This is a genomic window from Collinsella aerofaciens (assembly GCF_028206795.1).
GTDB lineage: Bacteria > Actinomycetota > Coriobacteriia > Coriobacteriales > Coriobacteriaceae > Collinsella > Collinsella aerofaciens_AX.
Window position 1 is genome coordinate 152708 of record NZ_JAQLFJ010000006.1, and the last position, 15487, is coordinate 168194.

At 58.6% G+C, this 15487-nt stretch carries 10 protein-coding genes; all 10 read left to right on the top strand.

Going from position 1 to position 15487, the window contains the following annotated elements; genetic code table 11:
• Positions 1 to 97 precede the first annotated feature (97 nt).
• Positions 98 to 1153 carry a GTP 3',8-cyclase MoaA gene (gene moaA / locus PMX70_RS05740; protein ID WP_271743128.1) on the top strand — a complete coding sequence of 352 codons (1056 nt, stop codon included), beginning with the start codon at positions 98 to 100 and terminating at the stop codon, positions 1151 to 1153.
• A 4-nt stretch (positions 1154 to 1157) separates the two neighbouring features.
• Positions 1158 to 2462 carry a molybdopterin-guanine dinucleotide biosynthesis protein B gene (gene mobB / locus PMX70_RS10150; RefSeq protein WP_271743129.1) on the top strand — a complete coding sequence of 435 codons (1305 nt, stop codon included), beginning with the start codon at positions 1158 to 1160 and terminating at the stop codon, positions 2460 to 2462.
• A gap of 264 nt (positions 2463 to 2726) precedes the next feature.
• Positions 2727 to 4007, top strand: a complete 1281-nt coding sequence (locus PMX70_RS05750; RefSeq protein WP_271743130.1) for an MFS transporter — start codon at positions 2727 to 2729, stop codon at positions 4005 to 4007.
• A gap of 242 nt (positions 4008 to 4249) precedes the next feature.
• Positions 4250 to 5071, top strand: coding sequence for an HAD family hydrolase (locus tag PMX70_RS05755; protein WP_271743131.1), 822 nt, complete (start codon positions 4250 to 4252; stop codon positions 5069 to 5071).
• A 505-nt stretch (positions 5072 to 5576) separates the two neighbouring features.
• Positions 5577 to 7211, top strand: a complete 1635-nt coding sequence (locus PMX70_RS05760; protein ID WP_271743132.1) for a hypothetical protein — start codon at positions 5577 to 5579, stop codon at positions 7209 to 7211.
• Positions 7150 to 8871 carry a Spy0128 family protein gene (locus PMX70_RS05765; RefSeq protein ID WP_271743133.1) on the top strand — a complete coding sequence of 574 codons (1722 nt, stop codon included), beginning with the start codon at positions 7150 to 7152 and terminating at the stop codon, positions 8869 to 8871. The genes PMX70_RS05760 and PMX70_RS05765 overlap by 62 nt, the downstream gene beginning before the upstream one ends.
• Positions 8864 to 10534, top strand: coding sequence for a SpaA isopeptide-forming pilin-related protein (locus PMX70_RS05770; RefSeq protein ID WP_271743134.1), 1671 nt, complete (start codon positions 8864 to 8866; stop codon positions 10532 to 10534). Before PMX70_RS05765 ends, PMX70_RS05770 begins: the two co-directional genes overlap by 8 nt.
• A gap of 114 nt (positions 10535 to 10648) precedes the next feature.
• On the top strand, positions 10649 to 12427 hold the full coding sequence (locus PMX70_RS05775) for a SpaA isopeptide-forming pilin-related protein (protein WP_271743135.1): 1779 nt from the start codon (positions 10649 to 10651) through the stop codon (positions 12425 to 12427).
• A 995-nt stretch (positions 12428 to 13422) separates the two neighbouring features.
• Positions 13423 to 14391 (top strand): MarR family transcriptional regulator, encoded by a 969-nt coding sequence (locus PMX70_RS05780; RefSeq protein WP_271743136.1) that lies wholly within the window; start codon positions 13423 to 13425, stop codon positions 14389 to 14391.
• Between the two features lie 143 nt (positions 14392 to 14534).
• Positions 14535 to 15452 carry a class C sortase gene (locus PMX70_RS05785; RefSeq protein WP_157758027.1) on the top strand — a complete coding sequence of 306 codons (918 nt, stop codon included), beginning with the start codon at positions 14535 to 14537 and terminating at the stop codon, positions 15450 to 15452.
• Positions 15453 to 15487: the final 35 nt, after the last annotated feature.

Here is a 15487-nt window from a genome sequence, read left to right on the forward strand (position 1 = left end):
TCGAAGCGACCTGTCCTGTCGTACGGGTGTCGGCGTGATTCTCCCGTGGGGTATTATGTTTTCCGAAGAATAAAACGCCGCGTGAGGGGAGGCCTGCGTGGACGGGCACGTGCAACATGACGGCTTTGGCCGCGATATCAACTACCTGCGTATTGCCGTTACCGACAAGTGCAATTTCCGCTGCATTTACTGCATGCCGGCCGATGGCGTGGCGCCTCGCGCACACGACGAGCTGCTCAGCGCCGAGGAAATCGCCCGCTTTGTGCGCTTGGTAGCGGGGGAGGGCATTCGCCGCGTGCGCCTGACGGGTGGCGAGCCGCTGGTCAGCCGCCGTATCATTCCGCTCATTCGTGACATCCGCGCGATCCCGCAGATCGAGGACATCTCGCTCACCACCAATGGTGCCCTGCTGCCCAAGTTGGCACCGCAGCTCAAAGATGCCGGGCTTAACCGCGTCAACATCTCGCTCGACACGCTCGACCCTACGCTGTTTGGAAAGATCACGCGTCTGGGTCGGCTCGAACAGACCATGGCCGGCATCGACGCGGCGCTGGCTTGGGGCTTTGAGCCCGTTAAGGTCAACTGCGTTGTGGTGCGCCGACTCAACCAAGATGTGGCGGCCCTTGCGCGGCTGACCGTCGACCGCCCCATCCACCTGCGCTTTATCGAATACATGCCCATTGGCGACGAGCGCACGAGCTCGCATTGCGCCGTGGACCCGCATGCGCCCGCGCTCAATCCCGAGCTGTGGGATGCGAGTGACACCGTTCCGAGCGACGAGCTGCGGGCGCGCATCAATGCCGGGGCCGCCGCGGTTGGTCTGGGCGAGCTCGAGCCGCTCGACATCAACGACGCTCCTGCCGGCGCGGGCCCTGCGCGCTATTGGCACTTTCCGGGCGCGGCGGGAACGGTCGGCTTCATCAGCGCCATGTCCAACCATTTTTGCGCGAATTGCAACCGTCTGCGCCTGACGGCCGACGGTAACGTGCGTCCGTGCCTGTTCAGTGATGCCGAGTATTCGGTGCGCGATGCCCTGCGCCGTGGTGATGATATGCAGGTAGTTTCGATTTGGCGCGATGCCGTGGCCCACAAACCGCAGGAACACGCGATAATTGAGGGCACGCAACGATTTATGTCCCAAATCGGAGGATGATCATATGGCCAAGAGCAGGTACGCCGATGCCACCAAGGCCGCTCGCAGGGCCGCGATGTCTGCCCACAAAGTCACGGCTGCGGCGAATGCTGGCAACGCCGACGCGTCCGCACAGCCGTCTGCCAGCGCTACAGCCGAGCCCGCCCGTGACGCCCGTCGCGACGAGCTGACGCATGTGGACGCCAAGGGCGAGGTGCGCATGGTCGACGTGTCCGACAAGGCCGAGACCCATCGCATCGCCATCGCCGAGGGCACCATCCTCATGCATCCCGAGACGCAGGCCATGGTACTGCAGGACCGCGCCAAAAAGGGCGACGTGCTTGCCTGCGCGCGTGTGGCGGGCATTATGGCCATCAAACGCACGAGCGACATTATCCCCATGTGCCATCCGCTGCTCATTACCAAGAGCAAGTGCGACATTGCGCCCATCGCTCCGGCGGGGACGCCGGCCGAGGACGTGCCCGAGGGCTGGGCTCCGGCGCGCGCGGACGGGCAGGTTGGCTTTCATGTGCTGGTCACAGCTGGTGTGACGGGCAAGACCGGCATCGAGATGGAGGCCCTGACCGGCGCGAGCGCCGCGTGTCTAACGATCTATGACATGTGCAAGGCCGTCGATCGCGGCATGGAGATCGTCGACGTGCGCCTGCTGCACAAGGAGGGCGGCCGCTCGGGCGTGTGGGATCGCGCAGAGCGCCAGGCCGCTGCTACTGAGGCCGTGGCCGCTGACGGTGCCGCGCCCGCGAGCGCGCCCGTCGCCGTCGCGCCCGCAGCTCCGGCCCCGGCCGTCCCCGCGATCGCGTTTATCGGCTACCAGAACTCGGGCAAGACCACGCTCGTCGAGAAGGTTATCGCCGAGCTCACCCGCCGCGGCCTGCGCGTGGGTTCGCTTAAGCATCACGGACACCATGGCTTCGATATCGATGTGCCCGCTAAGGATACGTGGCGCCATCACCAGGCCGGTTCTAAGCACGTCGGCCTGATTTGTGCCACACGCTGGGCCGAGTACGCCGACACGCTCGAGGAGGACGAGATGCCCGCGCGCGAGCTGCTGTCGCGCTACAACGATGTCGACGTGGTGATCATCGAGGGCTACAAGACCGAGGGCTTCGACAACATCGTCGTCGCGCGCTCCGGTGTCGACCGTCTGCGCGGCAAGAGCTCGCTCGACCTGGTCGACGGTCACACGCTGGCCCTTGCCTGCAACGAGGCCCTGGCACGCCAGGCCTTCGACGCCGGCTTTGCGACCCGAGCCATCAACATCAACGACGCCCGAGCCATCTGCGACCTCATCCAAGATCATCTGGCCTAAAACCTGCCAAAAAGGGACAGGTTTGTTTTAGCAGGTTTTATCTGGGCAAACGTCACTTCCACCACAAAGGGGCCGGGCACCTTTGTGGTGGTTTTTGCTTTGGTAGATGTGTGTGACATGCCTTACAATCTACCAAGTAATTCATGACGGGCGAAAAACGGAGAGAAGGGTCCTGATGCGCCTTAATGTTTCATGCGGATTGATTGATTCGATAGACGGTGGCGAATGCCCACCGCCCGTATTCGTATGAAACAAGGAGTCTCCATGCTCGCCTCTCTTTTCTCAAAGCCCCAATCATCGCTGCCCGTGCAGGCCAAGCGCCTGGTGGCGATGCGCTTTCTCATTTACACCGGGTTTCAGACCAGTTATTTTATCGGCGTCATCGGAACGCTCACTTATGCAGATGACGCCTCGGTCGTCGCGACATCGCTGGCCGTCCTATTCATGAACGTTTTCGTGATCTTGGGATCCTTTGCGGGCGGCGCAGCGCTCGACGCCTGGGGTCCGCGCCGTCATTTCTTGCTGAGCATCGTCGGCGCGCTGGCAACGGGTGCTGCAATCATCGCCTTTGGTGGCGCGACCGGCATCGTCCTGCTCGGCGCGGTGTTCCTGGGCCTTACGATGGGATTCGCTCAGCCCATCGCCACGTCCTATCCCGCCTACCTCACCAACGACCCCGTCGAGCTCAAAGACATCAACTCCGCCATCGCCATGTTTTCGAACGTGAGTATTATCGTCGGACCCACGTTGGGCGGCTTTGTCGCGGCGGCTGCGTCGTCGCGTGCGGTGTTCGTGCTCATGATGCTCTTTACCGTGCTGGCGCTCGTTGCCGGCTGGGGCTTTAGGTCGCAGACCAGCCATGTCGTCGGGCATGCGGATGCCGATTCGGCAGAGGAAGGGGAGCGTGCGGGACAAAGCTCCAACCCCAGCACGTCCGCCCGTGTCACCTTCGCGACCAGCATCAAAACAGTCTTCACCAACAGCGTCCTCGCCCTGCTGTTCTGCATCATTTTTCTTTCGAACTTTGGCTACGGAGCCTTCGATCCGCTCGAGTCGTTTTTCTATCGCGATGTCCTACACGTCGGTGTTGAGTGGATGGGCTGGCTCTCGTCGGCCTCGGGCGTGGGCGCGGTGCTGGGTGCTGTGCTCGCGCTCCGCTTGCCGCCGCACCTGGTCAACCTTAAAACCCTGCTCGTGGCGCTTATGTCCGTGGGCCTGGGAAGCCTGCTCTATGTGGGGACGCCGTACGTGGGCGTGGCCCTCGTCGGCCAGATCGCCCTGGGCATTGCTTGGGGTGTCGTCAACCCGCTCCACAACACTATCGTGCAAACGACGGCCCCGCTTGAGCAGCTCGGCCGCGTCAATTCGGTCATGGGCTTTGGCAATATGTTCGCCGGCGTGGCGCCGCTGGCGATTGCCCCGTGGCTGGCGGCGACATTTGGCGTACAACGGACACTCGTAGGGGCGGGCATGGTCGTGACGGCAGTTCCCGCGGCGTTGCTGCTGTTTGGACGCCGGCATCTGGATCGTGCCGTAAAGCGGTAAGAAACCATCACAACATTCGATAAAAACCGCGATTTTGCCGAAAAACGTCGAATGTTGTGATGGTTTGCGCTCCGGGTCAGGCCATCCTGCGGATCCGGCCACCCTGCGAGTCCTGCCACCACAAAGGAGCCAGGCACCTTTGTGGTGGTTTTTGCTTTGACGGGCCGCGCCTGCGCCTTGGTATACCATGTACGCCGTTCGCGAATACGCCCCACACCGCCGCACAACCCAGAAAGGCTCCCATGGACACCACCTTCAGCCACATCAAAGCTGTGTTCTGCGATATCGACGGTACGCTGCTCACGAGCCGGCACACGGTGTCCCCGCGCACCGTGGCGGCGATCCGCGCCCTGCGCGAGCACGGCGTGCTCTTTGGCCTGTGCACCGGGCGCGATGCCCACGCGACCGAGGCCATGTACGAGCTCTGGGGCATCGAAGGCCTGGTGGATGTGCTCGTGGGCTGCGGTGGCGCCGAGGTCATCGACCGCGCACACGACATCAACGAGCTGAGCTATCCGCTGCCGGGCGAGACCATCGCGCGCATCTGCAAGCACATGGCGGACCTTCCGGCAACGCCCGTCTGCCCCCGAGACGGCGTGTTCTACGTGCCCGAGAGCAACGCGTGCGTCGAGCACCTGTCGCGCGTCGATGGCGTGCCCTACCAGGTGGTCGATTTTGCCGAGTTTTTGCGCGAGCCGCAGCCCAAGGTGATGTTTACCATGGCGCCCGAGGTAATGCCGCGGGTGATTGAGCGGGCGTCGACGTTTGCCGATAACACTGTTAAGGCGGCGGCTCTGCAAACCACGCAGCGGCTCTACGAGTTCATGGATCCGCGCGTGTCCAAGACGCGCGGCCTTGTGCGCGTGGCGGAGCTCAACGGCATGGAGCTCCAGGACATCTGCGTGTTTGGCGATGCCGATAACGACACCTGCATGGTGGCCGACGCCGGCGTGGGCGTGGCCATGGCAAACGGCAGCGATGCCACCCGTGCCGCCGCCGACTTTGTAACCGCCAGCAACGACAAAGACGGCATTGCGATCTTTATCGAGGAACATCTGCTGTAGCGCTGGGGGAGAACCACCACAGAAGGGGGCAGGCTCTTTTGCGGTGGCCTCAGGCGATTTGGGCGAATTGATACCTAAGATCTGTGGGAAAATTCAAATATTGTTGTCTGAACATCATGCTTCTAGCCACCGATGGGTTTAAGATATTCACATCAATTTGGTAGGATATTCATCCCGGTTAATGACCTACCGCTCACGGTCGATTTTCGACCGTTCACAGGATGTTCGCTCTTGAGCAAAATGTTGTGCAAATAAATCTAATGCCATTAAAAAATAATAGGCAACTAAATTACCAGCAGAAACAAAAAATAGATAGCGAATAAACGAAGGTAAATCTGAGCAAATGTCAAGAGAATTGAGAACTCGCTACAAAAATGTCGGTTTTATTGCTCAGATGTTTAAACAATCGTTATAATTGCATTACTAAACGAGCGCAATTACAGATTGCGCAGATACGTTTGATGGTGAAAGAGCAAGATCGCGGTCTCTTGGGGAGGAGACATCGATGAAAGCGAATTCGGACAAATCTAAGCAGAGTAATAAAGCGACGCGCCGTGTGCTGGCAGGCGTTTTGTGCGGAGCCTCCGTGTTGAGCCTGGTACTGTCGCTCGTCATGCCCCCGATCTCGCAGGCCATTGCCAACGATGCCCAGACCGAAGAAACTGTGACGGGTGATTCCTCAACTGAGTCTACTGATGTAGAAAACACCAACAACGTGGATACCGAAAGGCAGGATAACAACGACGTCAAGAATGACGAAGTCTCTGGCGACGCTGGTGCGGCGAGCCTGTTGTCCGATGACGCAGGGGTTGAGGATGCTGTACAGCCTGCGGATGACAGTGCTAATGATGAGGGCGATATTGCTCTAGCTGTGGAAGACGCGGACGGATATACGCAGATTAATACAGCGCAGGACCTCTACGATTACCTTCAAAAAGATAAAAAAACCGGCAAGTTTCGCCTGAATGCCGATGTCGAGTATGCAAGTGACATTACGTTGGGCGCAGGTGAGGTGACCTTAGATTTAAATGGTCACAAGATTAAGCATAATGGCACCGAATCAGGTCGCAACAACATGTCCATGTTCAATGTGCCTGCGGGCGCGACGCTCACGATTGAGGATCTGCAGCAGGCGGCTGATAACAAGTTCGAGCAGGGTGGCGACAAAAACGGCAACCTTGCTAAGCTCGATTACGACGGCACAACGCCCAGTAAGCTCACTTACTACGTGACTGAGTCGACTTCGAGTGACACTGCTACTACCGAGACCCTTTTCAGGCACGAGGTTGCCATCAATGGCGCCATCGTGGGCACCACTGCTCACTCTACGATGAGGCTCATCAACGTCTGTGGCGGTACGTTTAACCTTCAAAGCGGCGTGCTGACCACGAATCAGGACGCAAATGTTCGCCACCTGATTTATGCCGATAACGGCTCTACCGTCGACATGAGTGGCGGATACGTTTGTGGTGCTTCTATGGGCCGCGATGGTGCTGGTGCTGGAATTCATGTTGAGGGTGAGGGCTCAACCCTGGTGATCTCTGACGGCGTAATCGCTGGTAACTATGCCCCCAGTGGCGGCGGCGTTTATGCCATGAATTCTACGGTAAACATGGTTGGCGGTATTATCTCCGGCAACGGTACAAATAATAATCAAAACGGTTATGGCGCGGGAATTTGTGCTGAGAAATCTAGTGTGACCATTACGAAAGGTTACATTACCAACAATAATTATCAGTTCTACACCAATTGGGAAGGCTCCACGAAGCATCTCGGTAACGGTTGCCACGGTGGTGGCGGCATTGCTGCTTTCAATGGCGGCAATCTCACAATTGCAGGCGGCTACATCACGGGCAACTACTCTGCTGAGGCTGGCGGCGGCGTTTATGCTGGCGCTTGGAATAGAGCTCTTTCCGGGTTTACGTTTTCTGGTGGAATCATCGCCAGCAATGTGGCGCAAAACTCGGAGGGCGGCGGTATCCGTATCTCTGCGCCTACAGTTGGCGAATTTAATGTGAGCGGCGAGAAAGCCTACATCACTAACAATACGACCAATACCACCAACGACTGGGGCGGCGGTGGCGTATTCGTCCAGGGCAGCAGCGACAACAACGTTCAGCCGGCAAGCCTCGGGATATAACGCGCTGATTACCAACAATCATGCCAATGGCTTTGGCGGCGGGTTTGCCGCTTGCCCGACTGGTAAGACTGCCATTACCGATACCAATGGCATCGCGATTTTCGGTAATTCTGACGGTAAACCTGACGGTAGTGGTTATAACCGATCGGGCGGCAGTAATGGGAAGAGCGAGGACTGGGATTTCAATAAGGAGGATGATAAGGGCGGCGAAATAACTGAAGCTTTTATAAAGGCCGGCCATAAGGACCTTTTCTTAATTCACGATTCTGCCAATTCGGAAACCAAACCGTATATCGCAGCCGTAACCGGCCAGATGCTTGGTGGTGGAGCCGCCAACTGGTCGGGCACGATCGACAAAACACCAACGTCTATCGGCAAGTACGAGGGCGCTCAGGCTAAGTACATGATTGGCCTTAAATCTGAGCCGATTAAGGTTGATATGGATGCTGCTACCGCGGCTGCTTCCCTCTTCATCACGGGCAACAGATCCAACATCCACGGTGGCGGCATCATGACCAACGGCGACGTTGTCGCCGGTTCCACCACACGGGTGAGCGTATACCCCAAGATGAAGCTCAGCGGCACTAAGGAACTTAAGAGCTGCAATCTCAAGAAGAACGAATTCGAGTTCGAACTGCTCAAGCAAGGTTCGAACCTGCAGGCCCCTTCGTTTAACGACAAAGGTGTCCTGCAGCCCAACGGTTGCCGGGTGGTCGATACGGCTCAAAATGAAACAAATGGCAGCTTTACCTTCGACCTGGGCGAGGTTTATGCCGATACCAATCTTGTCTACTATCTGGTGGAGAAGCCGGGTGCCGAAAAAGACATTACCTATAGCAAGACCATCTACAAGATTGAGCCTACGGTCACGGAGGACACGAGCAAGTCGCATGACGTACTCGACATTCACTACACCTATTACAAAGTTGATAGCGTAAAGATCACGAAGACAGAAAATGGCAAAGCTTCGGAGTCTACGGTGCATCCAACTACCAACGAAGATGTTGTTTCGATTCGGCTGACGAACGATGCTACCTTCACCAACGTATACAACTCGAAGGGCTCTTGGACCCCTAAGGCGACCAAGGTCGTTGAGGGCGGCGAGATGAAGGCGTTCACATTCGAACTCGCGAACGAGGACGACCTGAACTTCACCAATCCGGAAACGGTAACAATTAATCCTGATCCTGCGAATGCCAAAACTGACAAAAACGGTAATGCAACGAGCACGGTCAATTTCAAGCCGAAGAACTATGAGCTCAAGGACCTTGAAAATGGATCTAAGACCTTCACGTACTACGTGCGCGAGAAGGGCGAAAGCTCGACCTATCCGCATTACAAGTTTGATCAGTCGGTCTATAGGTTCAAGGCTGTGGCAACGGATGACACCAAAGGAGGAATCGACTGTGCGGTGACCTACAGGAAGGGAACCGTTGACTCCGATGGCAACTGGAAAGCAGACGTCGGTGCCGAAGAACAGAACCTCACCGACGACTCCACCCCCACCTTCACCAATACCTACTCCACCTCTTTGCCCCTTTCTGGTATGTCGGGCGTCACTCTGACGTACCTTGCCGGCGCGGCGGTGCTTTGCGCTGCTGCAGCCTGGATGCACATTCGTCGCAAGGCGAATGCGAAGGGAGGCGAGCGTCGTGAATAAGAAAGTTTGCTCCTTCCCGATCTTGTTTGCGCTGCTTGCCCTCCTGATCGGCACCTGCGCGGTTGTGTTCCCCGCTTCCGCGCAGGCCGCGCCGACCTCGACCGGTTCCATCACGGTGAGCGGCACCGTGGCGCGCAGCTACGACGCCTACCAGATCTTTAGCGCCAACGTCGTCGACGGCGACAGCGACGCCAAGATCGCCACCGACCTTGCCTGGGCAAGCGACGCCGTGCGCGACGCCGCACTGCCTGTGCTGCACAGCGCCGACATGCCCAATTCCCAGACCACCGCGCAGGAAGCTGCCGAGTGGCTCAACACCGATTCCCACCTTACGAGCGCGCTGAGCGCACAGCTCGCTCGTTCCCTCCAGAGCTCTGCCGCCGAGTCCGTGGCCCTTAACGCGGGCACGGCGGCCGAGCTGCCCTGCGGCTACTGGCTCATCGTCGCCGACGACGACGCCATCGCCCAGGGCGAGGCCGGCACCGCGCCGATCATGGCCCTGGTCGGCGGCAGCGCCGTCACCGTCAAGCCCAAGGCGGCGACCCCCAAGGTGTCCAAGCATGTGCTGGAGGACAGCAGCGCCGCATGGCAGAAGGCCGCCGATGCCACGGTCGCCGACGACCTGTACTGGCGCCTCTCGGCCACGGTTCCCGCGGGCCTTTCCGCCTATGACACCTACGCGGTGCAGTTCGTCGACACCATGAGCGCGGGGCTCGACCCCTCCAAGGTGGCCGCGAGCATGCGCGTGTACGCGGCGGCGGGCGCGGACGGCGGCTTCGACGCTGTTGCCGCCGGCAAGGACGGCCGCGCCGGCACCGAGCCCGCGAAGGGCTGGACCGACATCACGGCCCAGTGCGCCACCAAGGTAGCGGCCGACGGCAAGACCTTCACCGTGCGCACCGGCGACCTGATCGCCGCGCTCGGCGGGGCCGACGCCTTTACCGCGGGCGCCCGCGTGGTCGCCGTGTACAACGCGCCGCTCAACAGCGCATGCAACCACGGCATCGCGAAGGGCAACCCCAACGAGGTCTACCTGCGCTACCCGCGCTCTCCCTTTGCCGACCAGTCCGGCGATGCCGGCTTTACCAGCACGCCGAGCGACGATGCGTGCGCCTACACCTGGGATCTCGCGCTCACCAAGCGCGGCAGCGACGGCGACAAGCCGCTTGCCGGGGCGGTCCTGAGCATCGCCGACGACCGCGGTCGCACACTGGCGGCCGACGGCACGTGGGATGCAGAGGGCAAGGCCACCGTCACCACGGGCGAGGACGGCCGCGTGACCGTCTCGGGCGTGGACTCGGGCAAGCTGGAGGTCCGCGAGGTCAAGGCACCCAAGGGCTACACCGCCTTTGAGGGCACGCGCTCCGTGACGGTCAAGGCCGAGGGCCTGGACGTCGACCAGGTGGCCGCTGCCAAGCCCAAACTCACCATCACGGCCGAGTCGCCCCTGCGCGCCGACAGCGCGGACGGGTCGACGGGCAGTCTGGAGGCGTCGCTCATCAACACGCCCACCGGCACACCCCCTAGCATTACCACCGGAGGCTTTATGCCCTCGACTGGCGATATGGCAATGTACGCCGCGGCCGCCGCAGCGGTCGCCGGAGCCGCGCTCATCGTGGTCGCGCTCCTGGTCAAGCGGGGAGGTGGCAGCCATAAAGAGTAGCTGGCAGCCCCACAGAGAGCGGGGCGAGACGTAGCGAAGTAGATGCTAAGACACAGACAGATGATGACCGATCGAATGAGAATCAAACGGAAAACGGAGGAAAAGAAGATGAGCATGAGCAAGAACATCGCACGCCTGGCAGTAACCGCCGGCCTCACAGCAGCGCTGAGCTTCGGCGGCGTGATGGCCCCGGTCACGATGGCGTTTGCGGCTGAGGGTGCGACGGGCAGCATCACGATCAATAAGGTCAACGACGCCAACAAGGACAATACGTTCAAGGCTTATCAGATCTTCAAGGCAAAAGTCGTTGACGAGAAAGACAAAGGTAAGGTTGCTTCCGATATTAAATGGGCAAATAATATTATCGGTTCCAAGGTGATTACCGCCATTACGGGGTCTACCGAGTATCAGGAACTCGTGAAGAAAGATCCTACCAAGAAGCTCAAGGACGATCCCTCTGCTTCGGATGTGGCCGAGTGGCTTTCTCAAAATGTAACGGGCACTTCTGCCAGCACGGCAACTACTGGTGGTACGCGCGTTGCTTCCGGTAGCGTGTTGAATTCGATTGCTAAAGCTGTGGCTAAAGATGAGACCGCTGTGGGTAGCTCATTTAAGGCGGGCGAGGAGTGGACGCGCCCTGATGATAGCGGAGATGGCTATTACCTGTTCGTGTCTGATGGACTTACGGATTCGATCAAGCCGAACACTGGCACCTCCCCGATCTTTGCCATCGTTGGCGGTAATTCCGTGGTCGTTACCGAGAAGACCAGCATCCCCACGGTCGAAAAGAAGATTCTCGATGACAATGCTGGTACGGATGCTACCAGTGACGAAGAGAAAAACTGGAAGGATAGCGGTGATGCTTGGATCGGACAGGAAATCGGCTACAGGCTGACCGGTCGCGTTGCGGACAATATTGCCTCGTACGATACCTATTACTATGAATTCAAAGATACGCTGAGTAAGGGTCTTAAGGTTGTAAAGAACTCCGATGACACGCTGAAGGACTTGCATGTCTATATCGATAATAACGGCAGCAAGAAAGAGGTTGCACCAGACGCTGACAAGGGTTACAAGGCGACTGTGACCCCCGTTGAGGCTGATGGAACTGAGCTCCTTAATGTTTCTTTTAAAAACCTTAAGACGGTTCAGACAGCTAAGGGAGAGCCGATTGAAGTTGGCGCCGCTTCCAAAGTGGTCGTGACCTACAAAGCTCAGCTCACCAGTGATGTTGAATACAAGGCCGGCGGTACCACCAATGAGGTCAAGCTTTTCTATTCCAACAATCCCATGACTGATGATAAGGGCACTTCTGAGTCGGACAAGGTCACTGACTACGTCTTTGGTCTCGATGTCACTAAGACTGATGCTGACCCGAACAACGCTAACGCCAAACTCGTTGCGCGTTTTAAGGTCAAAATGACCAAGGAGGGGAACACCGATATTTCCGGTGGCGGTAAATGGCTGACGCAGGAAGGCGGACTCACCAGCGAAGCAAGCGAGGCCGGAGTGTTTGCGACCGAAACTGATAATAAGGTCTTTATCCCCGGCCTTGTTGCAGGCGAGTATCAGATTATCGAGAGCGAGGCGCCTGCGGGGTACAACACCATCGACCCATTTACCATTACGGTGGCGCCTAAGTACGACTCGACCGGCACGCTGGAGAGGCTCGATGTGACGTCTAGTTCCGAAATGGCCGTTGCTAAGACTGAAAAGGACCTGACTACGACCAAGATCCCCGTCACCATCAAGAACAAGAAGGGCTCCGGCCTCCCGCTCACCGGTCTCAACGGCGTGACCTTCACTTGGATCGCTGGTGGCGCGGTGCTGTGCATCGGCGTGGCGCACCTCATCCGCAGCCGTAAGCAGGCTGAGGAGTCCGAGCAGGAGTAACGCTGGCTCACCCATCCCTTTGGCAGGTGGGATGTGATGGCCATGAGACTTGCGGACACTTTTCTCGTTCATCCACGTTCTTGCTTTGCCATTCTCTTTTCGGGGCAGATTCCGCACTGGAGTCTGCCCCGTTCTTTTTGGGATAACGCAGTCAGCCTCCATCGTCCGATGCGGGCACGCTCGTCATCGCGTTTCTTGACTCGTATGAGGTTCGGTTTAAGGTCCGTAGGCGCACGCGCGGTGCGGACGGTAGAAGGCATTAGCGCCGCAACAAGCGCAAATAAGAATGCCCGGGGGTCGGATCCCGGGCATTTAACAAAAACTGAAAACTAGGCCGCCCGCGCTCCCAAACATTTACGCGGGGTGCGTCGTTTCCTGTAGCTATTGTATCCCGAATCGCCCCGCCGATCCGGGACATTTTGAAAACGCAAACACGTCGGGCAACCCCGGACAATGCGGCCAGGCTCCGCTGGGTGAGGAATCGTGTTTGTAACTACCGAACAAATGTTTGTCAAAATCGCGTTGACCAGCTGTGGGTGCATACACTCGCAGTAAAATAACCCTTGCGACGCATCCCGTGCGCGGGCGGCCGACGACTCGATCGGAGGTCCCCAATTGCTGAAATTCCTTAACGCGCTCGCCGCCCTCGCTGCGGTGGGCTCGTTCGTCATCGCGTTTCTTGACTCGTATGAGGTTCGGTTTAAGGTCCGTAGGCGCACGCGCGGTGCGGACGGTAGACGGCATTTGCGCCGAAAGCGCAAATAAGAATGCCCGGGGGTCGGATCCCGGGCATTTAACAAAAACTGAAAACTAGGCCGCCCGCGCTCTCGTACACTTACGCGGGGTGCGTCGTTTTCTATTGACATTATATCCCGAATCGCCCCGCCGATTCGGGATATTTTGAGAACCCAAATGTAGGCTTAGGCACGTACGGTATCTCTTTAATTCCGAAAATTATGTATAATTCCAATACAAACTGGAATCGAACGAAAACGATGGAAATGAACGAAGCACTAATCTACTTACAAGAAGCACTAGGCCTTTCCGCCAAGACCAAAACTTGGCCTGGATCCGCACGCTTGCCGCTGCATCTGCGGGTGATTGAGGTCCGCGCTGTTGACGCAAACGGTTTTTCGTTTTTGCTTGCAAGCTTGCCCTCTGGCGTCGGGCTTCCCGAGGCTAAGAGAGTCTATAGTCAGCTAGCCTTGCGCGCGGAGACTCCTGTTGTCGTTTCGTTTCCTGATGCCGATGCACGTCAGCGCAAAGCATTGGTTGCACAAGGGATTCCGTTTGTTTGCCCCGGTAGACAGGCTTTTCTTCCATTTATGGGCACAGCTTGCACGGAGAGGGGCGGTGCCCGGTTTCGCAATCACGCGACCAAGATGTCACCCAATGCGCAGGCTGCCGCAATCTGGGGAGCAGCCCAGGAGCCATATCGCCCCTATGACCTTTGTCGTGCGCTTGGGATTTCGGCAAGCCGCGCGAGTGAGGCCATAACCGAGCTTGTTGACAGGGGGCTCGCGAGGCGCGAGCGTCGCGAGCGACGTGTCGTCGTGTTCCCTGTTGCCGTTGATCTTCTGCTCAGCGAGCACATGGCAGAGCTCTCCTCGCCTGTCTCGAAGGTCTTTTTTGCAAGGAAGACGCCGCAGATCGACTATCTTGTTGACGCCGGGGAGACGGCGCTCGCTGCGCGTTCGATGCTCGCTGCGCCGGGCATGGAACAAAAGGCCGTCTTAAGAAGTACATGGCGTCAACTGAGCGACCTCGAAGTCGCAGACGGGGAGTTGCCGGATAACGAGACGGCGATGATCCAAGTGTGGCGCTATGCACCCGTGTTTGCCGACTCCTCCCGTGTCGACAACATTTCGCTTGCGCTATCTTTGGCGGCAATCGACGATGAGCGAATTCAGCTCGAAGTCGATCGCATGTTTGGAAAGGAATATCCATGGCAAGAAGCGCTGTAGAAGGTCTCCAAGAATTCGAACCGTAGGCGGCGTTTCGGTCCTAGCTGTGTTGTCCGGCGCGGAAGCTCGCTAATCGGCTATTATTTGTTTAGACAACTTGAGTTGTAGAGGAGTGACCGGCGATGGTGCAGGGCGCCAAACATATGAAGAGCAATAACGCCGCGGCCAACGGTGGCTCAAGCCCTCAGCCCAAACCTCAGCCCAAGCCCAAGCGCCGTCGCAAGCGACTGCCGCGCTGGGCCGACCGGCTCATCACCATCGTCATCATCCTTATTGGCGTGGGCCTTATGACCTGGCCGTGGATCTTGGACCGGCTCGAGGCCTCGGGCGTGTTCAACCAGATCAGCACCGTGTCCAGCACTGTGGACGCGCTGTCTGCCGAGGAGCGCGAACGCATTCTGCTCCAGGCTCGCTCCTTTAACGAGCAGCTGGCGGGCGAGGCCACCGAGCTCCCCGCCGACCAGATTGAGCCCTACGCTCAGCAGCTCATCTTTGACCGCGACCCCATGATGAGCTGGGTCGAGATCCCCTCCATCGACGTGAGCATGCCCATCTACCACGGTACGAGCGAGGAAGTCCTTATGGCGGGCGTCGGCCACCTGGAGGGCACGAGCCTGCCGGTGGGCGGCACCTCGACGCATTGCGTGCTCACCGCGCACTCGGGCATGCGCAACCTGAGCATGTTCGACGACATCCACTCGCTGGAGCCCGGCGACCTGGTGCTGCTGCACACCATGAATAAGACGCTCGCCTACAAGATGGTGGACTCCGAGGTGGTGCTGCCCGAGGAGATGGAGTCGCTGACCATCGAGCCCGGCGCCGACAAAGTGACGCTCGTCACCTGCACGCCCTATGGCGTGAACGACCATCGCCTGCTGGTGCATTGCGTGCGCACCAAGTACAACAAGAAGGACGTCGACAAGCAAAAGTCGCTGGCCGGCCGCCACTGGGGCAAGCGCGAGTTTGCCGTGCTCATCGTGGTCGTAGCCATTGTGCTGTTGCTGCTGGACATCGTGATCCACGCGGTCCGCAAGCGCCGCAAGGCCAAGGCCTCGGCATAGGACATCGTTCAGAACCACCACAATGGGGACAGGCA

Coding starts and splice junctions, on each gene's coding strand:
- PMX70_RS05760 (WP_271743132.1), top strand. CDS start 5,577: ATGAAAGCGAATTCGGACAAATCTAAGCAGAGTAATAAAGCGACGCGC.
- PMX70_RS05775 (WP_271743135.1), top strand. CDS start 10,649: ATGAGCAAGAACATCGCACGCCTGGCAGTAACCGCCGGCCTCACAGCA.
- mobB (WP_271743129.1), top strand. CDS start 1,158: ATGGCCAAGAGCAGGTACGCCGATGCCACCAAGGCCGCTCGCAGGGCC.
- PMX70_RS05785 (WP_157758027.1), top strand. CDS start 14,535: ATGAAGAGCAATAACGCCGCGGCCAACGGTGGCTCAAGCCCTCAGCCC.
- PMX70_RS05750 (WP_271743130.1), top strand. CDS start 2,727: ATGCTCGCCTCTCTTTTCTCAAAGCCCCAATCATCGCTGCCCGTGCAG.
- PMX70_RS05780 (WP_271743136.1), top strand. CDS start 13,423: ATGGAAATGAACGAAGCACTAATCTACTTACAAGAAGCACTAGGCCTT.
- PMX70_RS05755 (WP_271743131.1), top strand. CDS start 4,250: ATGGACACCACCTTCAGCCACATCAAAGCTGTGTTCTGCGATATCGAC.